Origin of the sequence: Burkholderia sp. E168m15, from assembly GCF_016586105.1 — a bacterium.
In the GTDB taxonomy this organism is placed as follows: domain Bacteria; phylum Pseudomonadota; class Gammaproteobacteria; order Burkholderiales; family Burkholderiaceae; genus Burkholderia; species Burkholderia orbicola.
The window spans coordinates 1-19,010 of sequence record NZ_BCPO01000150.1; the positions used below are offsets into that span (position 1 = coordinate 1).

Below are 19,010 nucleotides of genomic sequence, written 5' to 3' on the forward strand. Positions count from 1 at the left end.
GAGCGCCGCCGCGTCGATCAGCTCGCCGGCCACGCCGTGCGCGGCGAGCGTCGCCTGCTTGGCGCGCGCCAGATCCATTTCGTGCGCATCGGCCGCGAGCCACAGCGTGCCGCAGTTGCGGTATGCGCAGCCTTCCGGCATCTCGCCGCTCAACGCGCGCCACAGGTCGATCGAGTAATGGCTCAGCGCGAGCTCGGCCGCGTTGTCGTCCATCGCGACGAGGTGGCCCATGCCCGCGCCGGTCGCGCCGCCGCTCGCGTCGTCGACGACGAGCACGCGCAGCCCGCGCTGCGCGAGTTCGTGCGCGCAGGCCGCGCCGACGATGCCGGCGCCGATCACGACGACGTCGGTCTTCGTTTCGCTCACGACCCGATGCCCCAGCCGAACGGATCGTCTTCGTCGATCAGCAGCGTCGCTTCCGCGCTCAGGTGCGCGCTGCCGCGAATCGTCGGCACGATGCCGCCGTCGGCCAGCTCGTAGCTCGCGTGGAACACGCTGCCGATCACGCTCGCCTGCCGCCACACGACGCCCGGCGCGAGCTTGCCGTCGGCCGCGAGGCACGCGAGCTTCGCGCTGGTGCCGGTGCCGCACGGCGAACGGTCGTACGCGAGGCCCGGGCACAGCACGAAGCTGCGGCTGTCGTGCTCGGGATCGTCGGCGAACAACTCGATGTGATCGATCTCGCCGCCGTTCGCGCCGGTGATGCCCGCGCGTTCGAGCCCTTCGCGCACGGCCGACGCATACGCGGTGAGCGCCGCGACGTTGTCGCCGGCGACGCGCTGCCCGTGGTCGCTGATCAGGAAGAACCAGTTGCCGCCCCATGCGATGTCGCCCTTCACGGGGCCGTATCCCGGCACGTCGAGCACGACGCCCTGCGCGTGACGATATGCGGGCACGTTGCGCACGCTGACCGACAGGTCGTCGTGCAGCGTCGCCTCGACGGTGCCGACCGGCGTCTCGATCCGGTGCACGCCGGGCTCGATGCGCCCCATGTGATGCAGCGTGCGCACGACGCCGATCGTGCCGTGCCCGCACATCCCGAGATAGCCGCTATTGTTGAAGAAGATCACGCCGGCCGCCGCGTCGGGCGCCACCGGGTCGCACAGCAGCGCGCCGACCATCACGTCGCTGCCGCGCGGCTCGAGGATGCACGCGGTGCGGTAACGGTCGTGCTCGCGCGCGAGCACGTCGCGCCGCTCGGCCATCGTGCCGCGGCCGAGCGACGGAAAGCCGGACACGACGAGCCGAGTGGGTTCGCCGCCCGTGTGCGAATCGATGATCTGGATGCGCTTCATCATGAGCCGTCCGAAGTGGGGAAAGGAGCATAGCTTCCTCCGTCGCGCGTCCGTCCGCTTGTGGCTTTTCGATGAGGACGACGACGAAATCGGCATAGTGCGACGGGCCCCTCCCGCCCCTGCCAGCCGCTGTGCCGATTTCGTCATTTTGCTCCGCGATACGACTCAAGCGTGATGGGCGTTTGCGCGGCGATACTGGTTGCCACACCGACACACCCGTCGGCCGACCGATACGAACGTAGGAGATTTCAGTGAGCCGCAAAGCCATTCAATGGACCGGGGTTTTCCCGGCCGTCAGCACCCAGTTCAAGCCGGACTTTTCCCTCGACATCGACGCCACGCACCGCGTGGTCAAGAACCTGGTGAACGACGGCGTGTCGGGCCTCGTGGTCTGCGGCACGGTCGGCGAAAACACGTCGCTGTCGACGAGCGAGAAGCTCCAGGTGATCGAGGCCGCGCGCGACGCGGCCGGCGGCAAGATTCCGGTGATCGCCGGCATCGCCGAATTCACGACCGAATTCGCGCGCAACACGGTGCGCGAAGCGCAGCGCGTCGGCGTCGACGGCGTGATGGTGATGCCCGCGCTCGTCTACTCGGCGAAGCCGCACGAAACCGCCGCGCACTTCCGCGCGGTCGCGACGAGCACCGACCTGCCGGTGATGGTCTACAACAACCCGCCGATCTACAAGAACGACGTGACGCCCGACGTGCTGATCGCGCTGCAGGATTGCGAGAACATCGTCTGCTTCAAGGATTCGTCGGGCGATACGCGCCGCTTCATCGACCTGCGCAATGCGGTCGGCGATCGCTTCGTACTGTTCGCGGGCCTCGACGACGTCGTGGTCGAGAGCATCGCGGTCGGCGCCGAAGGCTGGGTGTCGGGCATGTCGAACGCGTTCCCGAAGGAAGGCGAGACGCTGTTCCGCCTCGCGAAGCAAAAGCGCTTCGACGAAGCGCTCGCGCTGTATCGCTGGTTCATGCCGCTGCTGCACCTCGACGCACGCCCCGACCTCGTGCAGTGCATCAAGCTGTGCGAGGAGCTGGTCGGCCGCGGCAGCGCGATCACGCGTCCGCCGCGCCTCGCGCTGCAAGGCGACACGCTCGCGGAAGTGAAGGCCATCGTCGCGAAGGCGCTCGAAACGCGCCCGGCGCTGCCCGACGTCGGTCTCTGATCGACGCCCCTGCGGCGGCGCGCGGGCATTGCGCCTGCGCACCGCCGTCTCCGGTCCGGCATGGCCTGCGGGCCCGTTCGCCGCGGCGCCAGAGCGTGCCGCGCGTGAATGCCCCGCAGCCCGCCCCGGTCGCTCGAACCGGGCGTCGCCGGCCGACAGGCAGGCGCCGCTGCTCCGTCGGAGCGCGGCGCACCTCAAGCCTGTGCCGATATTCCCTCCAGGAGACACGCCCATGCCAGGCCAAGGCAACGCACACCCGTCTGTCCCGCTTTCCCGTTCCGGGCACCCCGGCGCGGGTCACGGCAAGTTCAAGAAACAGCTGTCGCTGACCGATCTCACGTTCATCGGTCTCGGCGCCATTTTCGGTTCGGGGTGGCTGTTCGCCGCGAGTCACGTATCGACGATCGCGGGCCCGGCCGGCATCTTCTCGTGGCTGCTCGGCGGCTTCGCGGTGCTGCTGCTCGGGATCGTCTACTGCGAGCTCGGCGCCGCGCTGCCGCGCGCCGGCGGCGTGGTGCGCTATCCGGTGTTCTCGCACGGTCCGCTGCTCGGCTACCTGATGGGCTTCATCACGCTGATCGCGTTCTCGAGCCTGATCGCAATCGAGGTCGTCGCCGCGCGCCAGTACGCGGCCGCGTGGTTTCCGGGCCTGACGGTCGAAGGATCGAGCGACCCGACCACCGTCGGCTGGCTCGTGCAGGCCGCGCTGCTGTGCTTCTTCTTTTACCTGAACTATTCGAGCGTGAAGACCTTCGCGAAGGCGAACAACATCATCAGCGTCTTCAAGTTCATCGTGCCGCTCGCGGTGATCGGCGTGCTGTTCACGTTCTTCAAGCCCGCGAACCTGACCGTGCACGGCTTCGCGCCGTTCGGCATGCCGGGCATTGAGATGGCCGTGTCGGCCGGCGGCATCATCTTCGCGTATCTCGGGCTCACGCCGATCGTGTCGGTCGCGAGCGAGGTGCGCAATCCGCAGCGCACGATCCCGATCGCGCTGATCCTGTCGATCCTGCTGTCGACGTTGATCTACGTGCTGCTGCAACTCGCGTTCATCGGCAGCATTCCCACCGACATGCTCGCCGCAGGCTGGCACGACGTGAGCAAGGCGTTCTCGCTGCCGTACCGCGACATCGCGCTCGCGCTCGGCGTCGGCTGGCTCGCGGTGATGGTCGTCGCGGACGCGATGATCTCGCCGAGCGGCTGCGGCAACATCTACATGAACGCGACGCCGCGCGTGGTCTACGGCTGGGCCAAGACGGGCACGTTCTTCAAGGTGTTCACGCGCGTCGACGAAGCGTCGGGCATCCCGCGCGCGGGCCTGTGGCTCACGTTCGGCCTCGCGATCTTCTGGACGCTGCCGTTCCCGTCGTGGGAAGCGCTGATCAACATCGTGTCGGCCGCGCTGGTGCTCAGCTATGCGGTCGCCCCGGTGTCGGTCGCCGCGCTGCGCCGCACCGCGCCCGACCTGCCGCGGCCGTTCCGCGCCAGCGCGTTCGGCCTCACCGGCCCCGCGTCGTTCGTGATCGCCGCGCTGATCGTCTACTGGTCGGGCTGGAGCACGGTGTCCTGGCTGCTCGGGCTGCAGATCGTGATGTTCGTCATCTATCTCGCGTGCCGCCGCTGGGTACCGACCGCGCACCTGAGCCTCGCCGAGCAGGTGCGTTCGTCCGCGTGGCTGATCGCGTTCTATGCGGCGATGATCGTGCTGTCGTATCTCGGCGGCTTCGGCGGCACGGGCCGGCTCGCGCATCCGTACGACACGGTCGTCGTCGCGGCCGTCGCGCTCGTCATCTACTACTGGGGCGCGAACACCGGCGTGCGCGCCGACAAGCTGCAACTCGACGACGACGAGGACTGACGCGCCCGCGCCCTTTTCCCCTTCCATCGGCCGGGCGCAGTACGCCCGGCCCTGCCTTTTCCGAGGAAACCCATGCAACTCACAGGTCAGCTCCTGATCGGCCAGTCGGCCGTCGCCGGACAGAACGGCACCCTCCACGCGCTCGCCGCCGCGACCGGCGAACCGCTCGAACCGGCGTTCGTCGGCGCGAGCCTGCACGACCTGGAAACGGCGTGCTCGCTCGCCGCCGACGCGTTCGACACCTATCGCGAAACGTCGCTCGAAGCACGCGCCGCGTTCCTCGACGCGATCGGCCGCCACATCATGGCGCTCGGCGACGACCTGATCGAGCGCTGCGTCGTCGAAACAGGGCTGCCGCGTGCGCGCATCGAAGGCGAACGCGGTCGCACGGTCGGCCAGCTCGCGCTGTTCGCGTCGCTCGTGCGGGAGGGCGGTTTTCTCGATGCGCGCATCGATCCGGCGCGGCCCGAACGCAAGCCGCTGCCGCGCGTCGACCTGCGCCTGCGCAATGTCGCGGTCGGGCCGGTGGCGGTATTCGGCGCGTCGAACTTCCCGCTCGCGTTCTCGGTGGCCGGCGGCGACACGGCATCGGCGCTGGCGGCCGGCTGCCCGGTGATCGTCAAGGCGCATTCCGCGCATCCGGGCACGTCCGAACTCGTCGGCCGCGCGATCCAGCAGGCCGCGCGCGAATGCGGGATGCCGGCCGGCGTGTTTTCGCTGCTGTTCGACGCGTCGCGCGAGATCGGCCAGGCGCTCGTCGCCGATCCGCGCATCAAGGCCGTCGGCTTCACCGGGTCGCGCCGCGGCGGCGTCGCGCTGATGCATATCGCGGCCGCGCGGGCAGAGCCGATCCCCGTCTATGCGGAAATGAGCTCGATCAATCCCGTGCTGCTGTGTCCGGCCGCGCTCGAGGCCCGTCACGACACCATCGCACCGCAGTTCGTCGCGTCGCTCGCGCTCGGCGCCGGGCAGTTCTGCACGAACCCGGGCCTCGTGCTCGCGGTCGACGGCCCCGCGCTGCGCGCATTCGAGGCCGCGGCCGCCGATGCCGTGCGCGCCGTCGCCGCGCAGACGATGCTGACACCGCACATCCACGCGAGCTATGCGCAAGGCGTCGCGGCGTTGCGCGATCACTCGGCCGTCGAATTGCTGGCCGAAGGCGTCGGAGGCGGCCGTCATCAGGCGCGCGCGGCGCTGTTCGCAACCTCTGCGGACGCGTTCATCGCCCACCCCGAATTGCGCGACGAAGTATTCGGCCCCGCGTCGCTGATCGTGCGCTGCCCGGACGTCGACACGCTGCATCGCGTGCTGAAATCGCTTGAAGGCCAGTTGACCATCGCCGCGCACATCGCCGATGGCGACGCGACGCTGTTCGCCGCGCTACGCCCGACGCTCGAACGCAAGGCCGGCCGTATTCTCGTCAACGGCTTCGGCACGGGCGTCGAGGTCGGCCACGCGATGGTGCACGGCGGCCCGTTCCCGGCGACGTCCGATACCCGCACGACGTCGGTCGGCGCCCGCGCGATCGAGCGCTTCCTGCGCCCCGTGTCGTACCAGGACCTGCCCGACGCGCTGCTGCCGGACGCGCTACGCAACAGCAATCCGCTGCGCGTACCGCAACGCATCGACGGCGTGCTCGTTTCGCGTGAGGTGAACCATGGCTGACCACACCACCGAAGTCGTCCTGTCGCTCGATGAAGTCCACGCGCTCGCGTTGCGCGTGCTGACGCACCACGGGATGTCCGACGCACATGCGCGCGCCATCGCGAACGTGATCACGCAGGGCCAGCGCGACGAATGCCATTCGCACGGCGTGTACCGGCTGCTCGTCTGCGTGCGGTCGCTGAGGAAAGGCAAGGTCGATCCGCAGGCCGTGCCGACGCTGCGCCGGCTGTCGTCGTCGATCGTCGCGGTCGACGCGCATCGCGGCTTCTCGCTGCTGAGCTTCGAGACCGGGCTGCCCGTGCTGGTCGAGATGGCGAAGCAGCACGGCATCGCCGCGATGGCGATCAACCACTGCTATCACTTCTCCGCGCTGTGGCCCGAGGTCGAGGCGATCGCGGTCGAAGGGCTGGTCGGCATCGCGATGAACCCGAGCCATAGCTGGGTCGCCCCGGAAGGCGGCCGCGAACCGGTGTTCGGCACCAACCCGATCGCGTTCGCGTGGCCGCGCCCGGGCGGCGAACCGTTCGTATTCGATTTCGCGACGAGCGCGATCGCGCGCGGCGACATCGAGCTGCACGCGAAGCAAGGCAAGGCGATTCCGCCGCACTGGGCGATCGACGCGGACGGCCAGCCGACCACCGACCCGAAGGCCGCGCTGCAAGGCGCGATGCGCACGTTCGGCGGCCACAAGGGTTCGGCGCTCGCGGCGATGGTCGAGCTGCTCGGCGGCGCGCTGATCGGCGACATGACGAGCCGGGAATCGATGGACTTCGACGAAGGCGTCGGCGCGACGCCGTGCCACGGCGAACTCGTGATCGCGTTCGATCCGAAGGTGTTTCTCGGCGACGATCTCGACGCGGGGCTCGCGCGCGGCGAGCGGATGTTCGAATCGATCGTCGCGCAGGGCGCGCGGCTGCCGTCGCAACGGCGCTTCGACGCCCGCGCGCGCAGCATCGCGAACGGCGTGCGGATTCCGAAGGCGCTGTACGACGAGATCCTGACGCTGCTCGACTGACGCGCGATCGAGCGGCACGGCGCGGCTTCATCGTCGGCAGAACGGGCAATGAAGCCGCCGGCGGGCCTGTGGCGATGGACTGCTTCGGGCGTCGGGCGTCGGGCGTCGGGTCGGGCTTGGGGCTTGGGGCTTGGGGCTTGGGGCTTCGGGCTTCGGGCTTCGGGCTTCGGGCTTCGGGCTTCGGGCTTCGGGCTTCGGGCTTCGGGCTTCGGGCTTCGGGCTTCGGGCTTCGGGCTTCGGGCTTCGGGCTTCCTCGGGGCCTCGTGCTTCGTGACGTCTGTGTGCCGAGTGCACTTAACCCCTGTCCGGTGCACCACCGGCCTCACTCGCCCGCTCCAGCCGGCGCCGCCCGCCCGGCGGCTGTGGGATAATCGCGAAGTTTGCCCAGGGCGCAGCTCAAGAGGTTGTTCGCACGGGCGCGAGAGAGGCCTTTATTCCCGTGCCTCCACCCTTTTCCCGCGATATTTCTTCAGCCATCACCATGCCCACTTACCGCTCCAAAACCTCTACCGCCGGCCGCAACATGGCAGGTGCGCGCTCGCTGTGGCGCGCCACCGGCATGAAAGACGACGATTTCTCGAAACCGATCATCGCGGTCGTCAACTCGTTCACCCAGTTCGTACCCGGGCACGTGCACCTGAAGGATCTCGGCCAGCTCGTCGCGCGCGAGATCGAGGCTGCCGGCGGCGTCGCGAAGGAATTCAACACGATCGCGGTCGACGACGGCATCGCGATGGGCCACGACGGCATGCTGTACTCGCTGCCGAGCCGCGACATCATCGCCGACTCGGTCGAATACATGGTGAACGCGCACTGCGCGGACGCGATGGTGTGCATCTCGAACTGCGACAAGATCACGCCGGGGATGCTGATGGCCGCGATGCGCCTCAACATTCCGGTGATCTTCGTGTCCGGCGGCCCGATGGAAGCCGGCAAGACGCGCCTCGCGAACCCGGTCACCAAGACCGTCGAACTGAAGAAGCTCGACCTCGTCGACGCGATGGTGATCGCGGCCGACCAGTCGTATTCGGACGCCGACGTCGCCGAAGTCGAACGCTCGGCCTGCCCGACCTGCGGCTCGTGCTCGGGCATGTTCACCGCGAACTCGATGAACTGCCTGACCGAAGCGCTCGGCCTGTCGCTGCCCGGCAACGGTACGGTGGTCGCCACGCACGCCGATCGCGAACAGCTGTTCAAGCGCGCCGGCCGCCGCATCGTCGAACTGACGCGCCAGCACTACGAGCAGGACGACGAACGCGTGCTGCCGCGCTCGGTCGGCTTCAAGGCGTTCGAGAACGCGATGACGCTCGACATCGCGATGGGCGGCTCGACCAACACGATCCTGCACCTGCTCGCGATCGCGCAGGAAGCCGGCATCGACTTCACGATGAAGGACATCGACCGTCTGTCGCGCACGGTGCCGCAGCTGTGCAAGGTCGCGCCGAACACGAACAAGTACCACATCGAGGACGTGCACCGCGCCGGCGGCATCATGGCGATCCTCGGCGAGCTCGAGCGCGCCGGCAAGCTGCACACCGACGTGCCGACCGTCCACGCGCCGACGCTGAAGGATGCGCTCGACCAGTGGGACATCGTCCTCACGCAGGACGAAGCGGTCCGCACGTTCTACCTGGCCGGCCCGGCCGGCATCCCGACGCAGGTCGCGTTCAGCCAGAACACGCGCTGGCCGAGCCTCGACCTCGATCGCGCCGAGGGCTGCATCCGCTCGTACGAGCATGCGTTCTCGAAGGAAGGCGGCCTCGCGGTGCTGACCGGCAACATCGCGCTCGACGGCTGCGTGGTGAAGACGGCCGGCGTCGACGAAAGCATCCTCGTGTTCGAAGGCTCGGCTCACGTGACCGAATCGCAGGACGAAGCGGTCGAGAACATCCTGAACGACAAGGTCAAGGCCGGCGACGTGGTGATCGTGCGCTACGAAGGCCCGAAGGGCGGCCCGGGCATGCAGGAAATGCTCTACCCGACCAGCTACATCAAGTCGAAAGGGCTCGGCAAGGCGTGCGCGCTGCTGACGGACGGCCGTTTCTCGGGCGGCACGTCGGGGCTGTCGATCGGCCACTGCTCGCCGGAAGCGGCGGCGGGCGGCGCGATCGGCCTCGTGCGCGACGGCGACCGGATTCGCATCGACATTCCGAACCGCACGATCGACGTGCTGGTGTCGGACGAGGAACTGGCGCGCCGCCGCGAGGAGCAGAACGCGAAGGGCTGGAAGCCCGCGCAGCCGCGTCCGCGCAAGGTGTCCGCGGCGCTGAAGGCATACGCGAAGCTGGTCATGTCGGCCGACAAGGGCGCCGTGCGCGATCTGTCGCTGCTCGACGACTGATGCGGCGGGCTGCGGGCGACCGGTAGCGCCTTACCTCGCCCCGCTTGCCCGATCCAAAAGCCGCTCTCCGGAGCGGCTTTTTTTGTCTGGTGCCCGGAGAACCCGCGGCACCGGCGGCACCGGTGCCGTCAGTGGCGGAGTTCGTCGGGACCGCCGCCTCCACCGCCGCCATGGTTGCCGCCGCCGTTTCCGCCGCCTTGCGGCCGCGCATAACCGCCGCCGCCCCAACCTCCCTGGCGCGCGGGCTGAGGCATCGTGCGGGCTTCGCCGCCCGGCGCGGGCGGCGGGCTGGCCGGGCGCGTGTTACCCGCCCCGCCCGGCATCGGCGTCGGCGCCGCCGGGCTGGCCGGACGCACATTACCCATCCCACCCGGCATCGGCGTCGGTGCCGCCGGGTTGGCCGGGCGCGCATTACCCATCCCGCCCGGCATCGGCGTCGGCGGGCTGGCCGGACGCGCATTACCCACGCCACCCGGCATCGGCGCCGGCGCCGGTGCAGCCGGCGGCGGCACGCGGTTCGCGCCGTTCCAGCCGCCGCGCGTCGCCGACGGCCGCGTGTCATGCACGGGCGGCGGGCCGCCCGGCGCGACCTGCATCGGCGCACCCGGTTGCGGACGCCCTTGCGCGGGCGGCACGCCGCCGGGGCCGAGCCTCGGCTCCGCACGATGCGCCCAGCGATCACGGTCGGGATACCACGGGCGGTGCCGGTAATAGCGATCCCAGTACGCGCCGATCGCGAAACCGGTCACCGGCACGCCGATGATCGCGCCGTATTGGAGCAACGGCACGTAGCTGCCCTGGTACGGATAGTCGAGCAACTGCGCATCGATCCAGCCGCGCACGCCCGGCAGCGCGACATCGCACCACGCGTAGTCGCTCAGACAGCCGAACACATCCAGCGCGGTACCGGGCGGGATCTGCGCGACCACCGGATAATCGGGCGCCGGCCCGGCAAACAGCTCGGCCGGCGAGTTCGTGTAAGCGCTGCTCTGCGCATCGGCGACGCCCGGTGCGGCCGCGAGGCCGGCCAGGACGACGCACAGACTTCGGACAATCGTGTTCCTCATGATGCTCTCCCGCGCCGCGCCGCCGCGCGCCGGTCAGTGCCGATGGCCGCCGCCCCAGTGGCCGCCACCCCAATGCCCGCCGCCCCACGGACGATGCCAGTAACCGCCGCGGCCGCCCCAGTATCCGCCGCCGCCCCAGCGGCCCCAGAAGCCGATCGTCACGGGCGGCCCGTACCAGCCGGAGTAGTACGCCGGGTAGTAATACGGGTACGGCGGCGGCACGTAGGCCGGGGCGACATACACCGGCACCGCCGGGCCGACGTCGACCTGCGCCTGGGGTACGGTCGACGGCACCGGACCGGACGCGGTCGGTGCGACTGGAATCTCGCGCTGCGTCACCGTGGCGGGCACCGGCGCGTAATAAGGTGCATAACCGTACGGGCTCGTGTAGTAGCAGCCGCCCAGCATCGCTGCGGCCAGCGCGACGACGGCGGGCCTCGCGGCGGAAATCGGGTTCATCTCGTACTCCGGCAGAATCCGCGCGTCGCCGCCGGGCGCGCGCCTGACTCTAGCTTACGTCCCCTGCAGATTTCCGCGCGTATGATCGGTTACTTTTTGTTTCCTGCCCCGCACGGCGGGGCAGGAACGCCGCGTGCTGGCCCGTCCGCGGCGCCGGCGTTGAAGTTGGCGCAAATGCCCTCAACTTGAACGATGTCGGGCTGACCGGCGCGGACGGGCGTCCGCGACCCACCGGCAACCGCAAACCGGCGAGCTTCGGCCCGCCCTGACAGGAACGCGGCTCGCGCCGCCATCGACATGACTACGCCACGCCCCACTCCCCGGGCGGACACACCGCTCGATCCGATCATCCAGCTGCTGGCGCTCGCCGGCGAGCAGGGTTATCTGACGCACGCCGACCTCGTCGACGCGCTGCCGCCCGAAAGCGACAGCTCCGACGCGCTCGACGTCGTGCGCGCCGCGCTGGCCGACATCGGCATCGCGGTACTCGACGAGCCGGCCGTGCCCGCACCGTTTGCCGGCGCGGCGCCGGTCGAGGTCGATCGCGACGCGCTCGACGAAGGCCGGGCCATGCTCGGCGACCTCGCGCGCGGTACGAGCGCGTCGACCGATCCGCTCGCGCTCTACATGCGGCGCATGCATGCGGTGCCGCTGCTCACGCGCGAAGGTGAAATCGTGCTCGCCCGCGAGATCGAGACGGGCCGTCATCAGGTGCTGCATGCGATCGCCGGCTATCCGCCCGCGGTCGACGCACTGCTCGAGCGTCATCGCGCGACGGGCGCAACCGGCGCAATAGGCACAACCGGATCGCCCGATGAAGAGGATGGCGAAACGCCCGCGCCCGCCCGCTACGACGCGCTGCAGGCAGCGGTGTCGGCGCTGCGCGATGCATTGCATGCGCATGGCAGCCGTTCGGCCGACTACCGCGACGCGCGCAACCACGTGGCCGCCCTGCTCGGTTCGCTCGCCTGGGTCGCACCGGCCGTCGACGACGCAAGCCGTACCGTGCGCGCGCTCGCGGCCGCCTCCGATGATCCGTCGGCGGTCGACGCCGCGTACTTCGACGCGGTCGCACGGCGCGCACTTGCAGCCGCGTTGAGCGACGGCCAGCAAAAAGTGCGCGACGCGACGCGGGCGATGCTCGAGGCGAACCTGCGGCTCGTGCTGTCGATCGCGCGCAAGTACCTGAACCGCGGCGTCGATCTGTCCGACCTCGTGCAGGACGGCTGTCTCGGCCTGATGCGCGCGATCGAGAAATTCGAATACCGGCGTGGGTTCAAGTTCTCGACCTATGCGACCTGGTGGATTCGCCAGGCGATCGCACGCGCGGTCGCGGATCGCTCGCGTACGATCCGCGTGCCGGTGCACGTCGGCGATCAGTACCAGCGCGTGCAGCGGCATGCACTGCGCTTTCGCCAGCGCACGGGCCGCCGCGCCACGCCGGCCGAGCTCGCGGCTGAAACCGGCCTCGCCGAAGACAAGCTGCGTGCGGTGCTCGCGCTGCCCGCCGAGCCGGTCTCGCTCGATACGCCGCTGCCGGACGCAGACACCGGCCTCGTGGAACTGATCGAGGACCAGGCATCGGCCAGCCCGTTCGAGCAACTGGCCGACACGCGCATGCGCGACTGCGTGCGATCGCTGCTGCGCTCGGTCACGCCGACCGAGGCCGACGTGCTGCGCCGGCGGTTCGGCCTCGGCGGCGCCGAGCCCGACACCTACGACGCGATCGCGCAGGATGCGGGGATGTCGCGCGAGCGTGTCCGGCAGATCGAGAAACGGGCGCTCGCCGCGCTGCGTACGGCCGCCGAAGCCGAGAACGCACAGTCGTTTCTCGACGCGTAAGCGCATCGCGCAACGCGCACGGTCGTGCCGCGTTCCGGCACGACCGTGCGCCGCGCGCCTGTGTTACGTTTGCCATTGACGCGCATCAAGTTTTCTTCATCGCGCGTCGCGACAATGGTTGACAGCCGACCGGCGCATCGTTCGCCGCGTCCATTCCGTTTGTGCTTTCCGGGTCCCTTGCCATGCAGTCGACCGTCAGCCAGACGTACGAGGAAAACCGGCCTGTCGCGGCCTGCCTGCGCGAGGCCGCGCAGTGGCTCGTCGACCAGGGCGCGAACCCGTACCGGGTGGCCGCGTACCGCGCCGCAGCCGATACGGTCGACGCGCTCGACCGCGACATCCGCGGCGTGTTCGACACCGGCGGCGTCGAGGCGCTCGGCGCGCTGCCCGACATCGGCGCGGGCGTCGCGCAGGCGATCGCCGAGCTGCTGGTGACGGGCCGCTGGCGCCAGCTCGACCGCTTGCGCGGTGACGCGGAACGCGCGTCGGCGTTCGAAGCGGTGCCGGGCATCGGCCACGCGCTCGCGCTGCGCATTCATGACGCGCTGCACATCGACACGCTGGAGGAGCTCGAACGCGCGGCGCGCAACGGCCAGCTCGAAACGATCGCGGGCGTCGGCCCGCGGCGCGCGGTCGGCATCCGCGCCGCGCTCGACGACGTGCTGAGCCGCCGCCGGCGCTGGCAAGGCCACATGCAAAGCGCCGGCCCCGGCACGGAACCGCCCGTCGAACTGCTGCTGTACATCGATCGCCAGTACCGCAACAAGGCGGCCGCGGGCGTGCTGCCGACGCTCGCGCACCGACGCCTGAACGCGGACGGTTACGTGCCGCCGCCGGTGATGCACATGACCAAGGGCGGCTGGCATTTCACGGCGCTGAGCCAGCACGCGGCCATGCGCACGCCGGAAGCCGATCGACCGACCGACTGGGTCTCGCTCTACTTCTACGACGCCGTGCAGTGCGAGCACCAGCGCACCGTCTTCACCGAAACGTACGGCGCGCTCGTCGGCAAGCGGATCGTGCGCGGGCGCGAGATGGAATGCCGCGTGTATTACGCGGGGTGAGTCCGGCGTAGGCGGCTTCGCTTAAATCGAAAGCCCCACTGACGGCTTCGCCTTTTCTCGACCCGGCACGTCAAGCCGATGGCGTCGCCACGTCGCCGCCTTCCTGCCGACCCGCTACCGCACCGCCCGCTTCGCGCCGGCCCGCCGGCTACGCACCTTCCCCCTTCGCCCGGCGCGCCGGATGACGATGTGCGGCAATGCGCAGCAGTTTCTGGAACGACGGACATTCGAGATGGTTCGCGGCCGGGCACACGGCCGCATGCCGCAGCGCATCGCGCACGGCGCCGAGACGGCGGATCGTGCGGTCGAGCTCGTCGGCCTTGCCGTCGAGTTTCGCGCGATCGATCGCGGGTCGCCCCTCCGCGCCGACCATCGCGAGGATGTCGTCGAGCGAGAAACCGGCCTCGCGGCCGAGCGCGATCAACGCCAGGCGCTCCAGCACCGCCTCGTCGTATTGCCGCCGCAGCCCATGCCGGCCAATCGGAACGATCAGCCCTTTTTCCTCGTAGTAACGCAGCGTCGATGCGGGCAGCCCCGTGCGCCGCGCAACGTCCGCAATGTCCAGTCGGCTCATGCTTGACCTCAAGTGAACTTGAAGTTGCAAGATAGTCGCTCGACTCCATGAAGACAAGCCCGGACCGCCATGAAACCGTTGAACCCGCGTCGTATTCCGTCGTGCCGCATCGCCATCGCCGTCCGTAGCGGAGGTGTGCGATGAGCCCATCCGACATCCTGCTCAAATTGCTGTTGATCGGCGCGGGCGCCACGCTGTTGATGGACCTATGGACGCTGTTCCGGCGGCAAGCGTTCGGGATTCCGTCGCTCGACTACGCACTGGTCGGCCGCTGGCTCGGCCACATGATGCACGGCCGGTTCCGGCATGCGTCGATCGTCGCCGCCGCACCCGTGCCCGGCGAACGCGCGCTCGGCTGGGTCGCGCATTACGCGATCGGCATCGCGTTCGCGGCACTACCCGTGCTGATCGCCGGCCCGGCATGGATCGATGCGCCGACGCCGCTTCCCGCACTCGTCGCCGGGCTCGCGAGCGTGGTCGCGCCGTTCTTCGTGATGCAGCCGGCGTTCGGCTTCGGCATCGCGGCGTCGCGCACGCCGCAGCCGGGTGTCGCGCGCCGGCGCAGCCTCGTCACGCATCTGTCGTACGGGGTGGGACTCTATCTTGCGGCGTACATGCTGGCGGCGCTGTCGCGTTAAGCAGCGCACCGGCATCCCCTCGGCCTCCTTCACCGTCCCCGTACACGCGGCCGGGATTCACCACGCATTCCCGTTGCCCGGTGCGCCCGGCCGGACACCCGCGTCACTCGCCGCCGCAGTCGATCAGGTTGCGGCGCACCCGCCCGAGCAGCCGCACCAGCGTATCGCGCTCGTCGGGCGTGAAGCCGCGCAGCCCGTCGTCGGCGACGGTATCGCCCACCTCCAGCATCTGCGGAAAGATCTCGCGCGACTTGTCGGTCAGCCGGATCACGAACGCGCGGCGGTCGTCGTCGTTCGCGATGCGTTCGATCCAGCCATAGCTTTCCATCCGGTCGAGCAGCCGCGTGAGCGAGATCGGCGTGATCTCGAGCCATTCGGCGAGCCGCGCCTGGTTCATCTCGCCCTTCCACGTGAGGTACGCGAGCACGCGGCTTTGCGCCCGCGTCAGCCCGATGCGCTTCGCGCGCCGGTCGAACAGGCGTCCGTTCAGACGGGCCACGTCGGCGATCAGGTAACCGATCCGGTTCTCGTAGGTCTTGTCCATGCGGCGATTATAGGGTCAAGCCGGAACCGGCCCGTGGCTCGCGACCCAGCGATAAGCGGCTATATAATAAGCATGCTTATAATTTACGCCATACCGGATCGCTGACCACGGCGGCCGCCCCACGGAGACACCGCTTGAACCCCGCCGCCGACGCCGCCGATACCCCCTCCTCGCCCGCCCTGAACCGGCCGATGCTGACCCTGTCGATCATGCTCGCCACGCTGATCCAGACCCTCGACAGCACCATCGCGAACGTCGCGCTGCCGCACATGCAGGGCACGCTGTCCGCGTCGCAGGACGAAATCACGTGGGTGCTGACCTCCTACATCGTCGCGGCGGCGATCGCGACGCCGCTCACCGGCTGGCTGTCCGACCGGCTCAGCGTGAAGCGGCTGCTGATCGTATCGATTGCGGGCTTCACGGTGGCGTCGGCGCTGTGCGGGCTGTCGGAGACGCTCGTGCAGATCGTCGGCGCGCGGCTGCTGCAGGGTGTGTTCGGCGCCGCACTGGTGCCGCTGTCGCAATCGATCCTGCTCGACATCAATCCGCGCGAGAAACAGGGCCAGGCAATGGCGATCTGGGGAATGGGCGTGATGGTCGGCCCCATTCTCGGCCCGACGCTCGGCGGCTGGCTCACCGACAGCTACAACTGGCGCTGGGTGTTCTTCATCAACGTGCCGATCGGCGCGTTCGCGCTCGCCGGCGTGATGACCTTCCTGCCGGCACGCGCGCCGCGTCCGCACGTGAAATTCGACGCGTTCGGCTTCGCGACGCTCGCGCTCGCGATCGGCGCGTTCCAGGCGATGCTCGATCGCGGCGAGCAGCTCGACTGGTTCGGTTCGTACGAGATCCGCATCGAGGCGCTCGTCGCGGCCCTGAGCTTCGCGTTCTTCCTCGCACACACGGCGACCGTCGGCAAGGCGTCGTTCTTCAAGTCGGAATTGCTGCGCGATCCGAATTTCGCGACGGGCACGCTGTTCATCTTCGTGGTCGGCGCGGTGCTGTATGCCACTCGCGCGCTGCTGCCGCCGATGCTGCAGAACCTGATGGGCTATCCGGTCGCGACGACGGGCCTCGTCACCGCGCCGAGCGGCGCCGGCACGATGATCGCGATGCTGTTCGTCGGGAGGCTGCTGAAATACGTGGATGCGCGGATGCTGCTGCTCGCCGGGCTGGCGATTTCCGCGCTCGCGCTGTGGCAGATGATGCAGTACACGATCGTGCTGTCCGAAGCGGACATCGTATGGCCCGGCGTGATCCAGGGCTTCGGCCTCGGGCTCGTGTTCGTGCCGCTGAGCGCGCTGTCGTTCTCGACGCTGCCGCCCGAGCTGCGCGCGGACGGCACGGCCACCTACAGCCTGATGCGCAACATCGGCAGCAGTATCGGCATCTCGATCGTGCAGACGCTGATGACGCGCAACACGCAGGTCGCGCATGCCGACCTCGCGACCCACATCACGCCGTTCGACCCGGCCGTGCAGGCGCTGGCCGGCAGCCGTGTCGACCTCGCGCTGCTCGACCGCACGATCAACCAGCAGGCCGCGATGATCGCGTACCTGAACGATTTCAAGCTGATGTTCGTCGCGACGCTGCTGATGATCCCGCTGTTGCTGCTGATCCGCCCGCCGCAGAAAACGGCGAGTGTCGACGTCGCGCATGCGGCGCTGGATTGACGGGCGCGCATGCGCCCGTCCGAGGCCGCGTCAGGCCTTCATCGTCCCGGTGCGCACGTAGCGTTCGTGCCACGACAGCGCCTCGGCGAGCAGGTGCGGCGTGTGCTTGCCGAAGCTGTCGCGCGACGCCCGCTCGAAGTAGTCCTCGAGCATCGGGCGATAGTCCGGGTGCGCGCAGGTCGCGATGATCTTGCGCGCGCGCTGCTTCGGCGACAGGCCGCGCAGGTCGGCCAGCCCCTGCTCGGTGACGACCACCGCGACATCGTGCTCGGTATGGTCGACGTGGCTCGCCATCGGCACGATCCGCGAGATCGCCCCGCCCTTCGCGGTGCTCGCCGACATGAAGCACGACAGGTAGCCGTTGCGCGCGAAGTCGCCCGAGCCGCCGATGCCGTTCTGGATCTTCGTGCCCATCACGTGCGTCGAGTTCACGTTGCCGTAGATGTCGGCTTCGATCATCCCGTTCATCGCGATGCAGCCGAGCCGGCGCACGAGCTCCGGATGGTTGCTGATCTCCTGCGGGCGCAGCACGATCTTCTCGCGGAACGTCGCGATTTCGTCGGCGAAACGCTGCACGGCGGCCGGGCTCAGCGACAGCGCGGTGGCCGACGCGAAGCTCAGCGTGCCGTCGTCGAGCAGGTCGAGCATGCCGTCCTGGATCACCTCGGTGTAGGCCGTCAGGTTCGAGAAGCCGGCCGAGCTGAGCTCCGCGAGCACCGCGTTCGTGATGTTGCCGACGCCCGACTGCAGCGGCAGCAGGTTTTCCGGCAGGCGGCCGCGCTTCACTTCGTGGCGCAGGAAATCGATCAGTTGCAGCGCGATCTGCTTGGACGTCGCATCCGGCGCGGAGAATGCATTGCTGCGATCGGGCGCGTCGGTCTCGACGATCGCGACGATCTTGTCGGCAGGACAGCGCAGGTACGGCTCGCCGATCCGGTCGTCGCTCTTCGTCAGCGGAATCGGCTTGCGGTGCGGCGGCAGCGCGGTGCCGTAATAGATGTCGTGCATCCCGTCGAGGCCGAGCGGCTGGCGCGCATTCACTTCGAGGATCACGTGCTTCGCGCGCTCCAGCCAGGTCTTGTTGTTGCCGATCGACGCGGACGGGATCAGCAGGCCGTCCTCGCGGATGCCCGCGACCTCGACGATCGCGACGTCGAGGTCGCCGTACAGCCCGAACCACGCGTATTGCGCGACGTGGCTCAGGTGGACGTCCTGGTAATCGACTTCGCCGCCGTTGATCTTGTCGCGCAACGTCGGGTCGGACTGGTACGGCAAGCGCATCGAGATGCCGTTGGTGCGGGCGAGCGCGCCGTCGAGTTCCGGTGCGGTCGACGCGCCCGTCAGTACGTTGATCCGGAAGTCCTCGCCGCGCGCGTGCGCCGCGTCGATATGGGCGGCCAGCGCGGCCGGCACGGCCTTCGGATAGCCCGACCCGGTGAAGCCGCTCATGGCGACGGTCATGCCGGGGCGGATCAGCGCGGCGGCTTCGTCGGCGGTGCGGACGAGCGAACGCAGGGCGGGAGCGAGGATGCGTGAAGAAGACATGGCTGGTTATCTGACGCTTGGGTCTGTCGTTGACGTCGCGGGGGGTGTCTCCTGAGCGACGCGAAGCCCTTGGGGCCGCGAGGGGCGGCCCGGCACCACGGGCACGGTCCGGAGTATCGCAGAGGCCATCGCTGCGAAATGTCCGCTGGATGCAAAAGATCCTTGCCGGATTTGCCGGGTATCGAACGACCGTTCTGTGACAGGCGATCCGCCCGCGCCGGGCGCACGCGAAAGGCACATGAAAGCATCGAGCGAATC

Annotated in this window: 16 protein-coding genes; 9 read left to right on the forward strand and 7 right to left on the reverse strand. The window is 69.2% G+C overall.

Features of this window, described 5'->3' with window-relative positions:
- Together JMF86_RS21840 and JMF86_RS21845 are read right to left on the reverse strand one after the other, a co-directional pair.
- Positions 1 to 366: FAD-binding oxidoreductase (locus JMF86_RS21840; protein ID WP_201317151.1), on the reverse strand; the 366-nt coding region annotated here is incomplete at its 3' end.
- Positions 363 to 1,295 carry a 4-hydroxyproline epimerase gene (locus JMF86_RS21845; RefSeq protein ID WP_063828181.1) on the reverse strand — a complete coding sequence of 311 codons (933 nt, stop codon included), beginning with the start codon at positions 1,293 to 1,295 and terminating at the stop codon, positions 363 to 365. The genes JMF86_RS21840 and JMF86_RS21845, both read right to left, overlap by 4 nt.
- 251 nt (positions 1,296 to 1,546) lie before the next feature.
- Between JMF86_RS21845 and JMF86_RS21850 the strand changes: the two genes are divergently transcribed.
- The 5 genes from JMF86_RS21850 (at position 1,547) to ilvD (ending at position 9,346) form a co-directional block, all read left to right on the forward strand.
- Positions 1,547 to 2,467 carry a dihydrodipicolinate synthase family protein gene (locus tag JMF86_RS21850; RefSeq protein WP_011547925.1) on the forward strand — a complete coding sequence of 307 codons (921 nt, stop codon included), beginning with the start codon at positions 1,547 to 1,549 and terminating at the stop codon, positions 2,465 to 2,467.
- Between the two features lie 232 nt (positions 2,468 to 2,699).
- Positions 2,700 to 4,325, forward strand: a complete 1,626-nt coding sequence (locus JMF86_RS21855) for an APC family permease (RefSeq protein WP_011547926.1) — start codon at positions 2,700 to 2,702, stop codon at positions 4,323 to 4,325.
- Positions 4,326 to 4,397: 72 nt separating this feature from the next.
- Positions 4,398 to 5,990 (forward strand): aldehyde dehydrogenase (NADP(+)), encoded by a 1,593-nt coding sequence (locus JMF86_RS21860; RefSeq protein WP_011547927.1) that lies wholly within the window; start codon positions 4,398 to 4,400, stop codon positions 5,988 to 5,990.
- Positions 5,983 to 7,005 carry an Ldh family oxidoreductase gene (locus JMF86_RS21865; protein WP_011547928.1) on the forward strand — a complete coding sequence of 341 codons (1,023 nt, stop codon included), beginning with the start codon at positions 5,983 to 5,985 and terminating at the stop codon, positions 7,003 to 7,005. Before JMF86_RS21860 ends, JMF86_RS21865 begins: the two co-directional genes overlap by 8 nt.
- A 481-nt stretch (positions 7,006 to 7,486) precedes the next feature.
- Positions 7,487 to 9,346, forward strand: coding sequence for a dihydroxy-acid dehydratase (ilvD, locus tag JMF86_RS21870; protein ID WP_011547929.1), 1,860 nt, complete (start codon positions 7,487 to 7,489; stop codon positions 9,344 to 9,346).
- A gap of 128 nt (positions 9,347 to 9,474) precedes the next feature.
- Here ilvD and JMF86_RS21875 read toward each other — a convergent pair whose 3' ends face one another.
- Entirely contained in the window at positions 9,475 to 10,413 is a 939-nt protein-coding gene (locus JMF86_RS21875; RefSeq protein WP_011547930.1) for an SH3 domain-containing protein, read from the reverse strand.
- Positions 10,414 to 10,446: 33 nt separating this feature from the next.
- Positions 10,447 to 10,872 (reverse strand): hypothetical protein, encoded by a 426-nt coding sequence (locus JMF86_RS21880; RefSeq protein WP_011547931.1) that lies wholly within the window; start codon positions 10,870 to 10,872, stop codon positions 10,447 to 10,449.
- 297 nt (positions 10,873 to 11,169) lie between these two features.
- On the opposite strand from JMF86_RS21880, the gene JMF86_RS21885 reads away from it, so the two are divergent.
- Positions 11,170 to 12,714 (forward strand): sigma-70 family RNA polymerase sigma factor, encoded by a 1,545-nt coding sequence (locus JMF86_RS21885; RefSeq protein WP_011547932.1) that lies wholly within the window; start codon positions 11,170 to 11,172, stop codon positions 12,712 to 12,714.
- Between the two features lie 182 nt (positions 12,715 to 12,896).
- On the forward strand, positions 12,897 to 13,778 hold the full coding sequence (locus tag JMF86_RS21890) for a helix-hairpin-helix domain-containing protein (protein ID WP_011547933.1): 882 nt from the start codon (positions 12,897 to 12,899) through the stop codon (positions 13,776 to 13,778).
- 148 nt (positions 13,779 to 13,926) lie between these two features.
- Here the strand turns inward: JMF86_RS21890 and JMF86_RS21895 are convergent, their stop codons facing one another.
- Positions 13,927 to 14,352 carry a helix-turn-helix domain-containing protein gene (locus JMF86_RS21895; RefSeq protein WP_011547934.1) on the reverse strand — a complete coding sequence of 142 codons (426 nt, stop codon included), beginning with the start codon at positions 14,350 to 14,352 and terminating at the stop codon, positions 13,927 to 13,929.
- Positions 14,353 to 14,492: 140 nt separating this feature from the next.
- On the opposite strand from JMF86_RS21895, the gene JMF86_RS21900 reads away from it, so the two are divergent.
- Positions 14,493 to 14,990 carry a DUF2938 domain-containing protein gene (locus JMF86_RS21900; RefSeq protein WP_011547935.1) on the forward strand — a complete coding sequence of 166 codons (498 nt, stop codon included), beginning with the start codon at positions 14,493 to 14,495 and terminating at the stop codon, positions 14,988 to 14,990.
- 103 nt (positions 14,991 to 15,093) lie between these two features.
- Here the strand turns inward: JMF86_RS21900 and JMF86_RS21905 are convergent, their stop codons facing one another.
- A complete protein-coding gene (locus JMF86_RS21905; protein WP_011547936.1) occupies positions 15,094 to 15,534 on the reverse strand; it encodes a MarR family winged helix-turn-helix transcriptional regulator in 441 nt (146 codons plus the stop codon).
- Positions 15,535 to 15,668: 134 nt separating this feature from the next.
- Here JMF86_RS21905 and JMF86_RS21910 point away from each other — a divergent pair, with 134 nt between their 5' ends.
- Positions 15,669 to 17,207, forward strand: a complete 1,539-nt coding sequence (locus JMF86_RS21910; protein ID WP_011694708.1) for a DHA2 family efflux MFS transporter permease subunit — start codon at positions 15,669 to 15,671, stop codon at positions 17,205 to 17,207.
- Positions 17,208 to 17,237: 30 nt separating this feature from the next.
- Here the strand turns inward: JMF86_RS21910 and JMF86_RS21915 are convergent, their stop codons facing one another.
- The gene (locus JMF86_RS21915; protein ID WP_011547938.1) at positions 17,238 to 18,752 is read right to left on the reverse strand and encodes an acetyl-CoA hydrolase/transferase family protein; all 1,515 of its coding nucleotides are present in this window, start codon (positions 18,750 to 18,752) and stop codon (positions 17,238 to 17,240) included.
- Between the last annotated feature and the right edge of the window lie 258 nt (positions 18,753 to 19,010).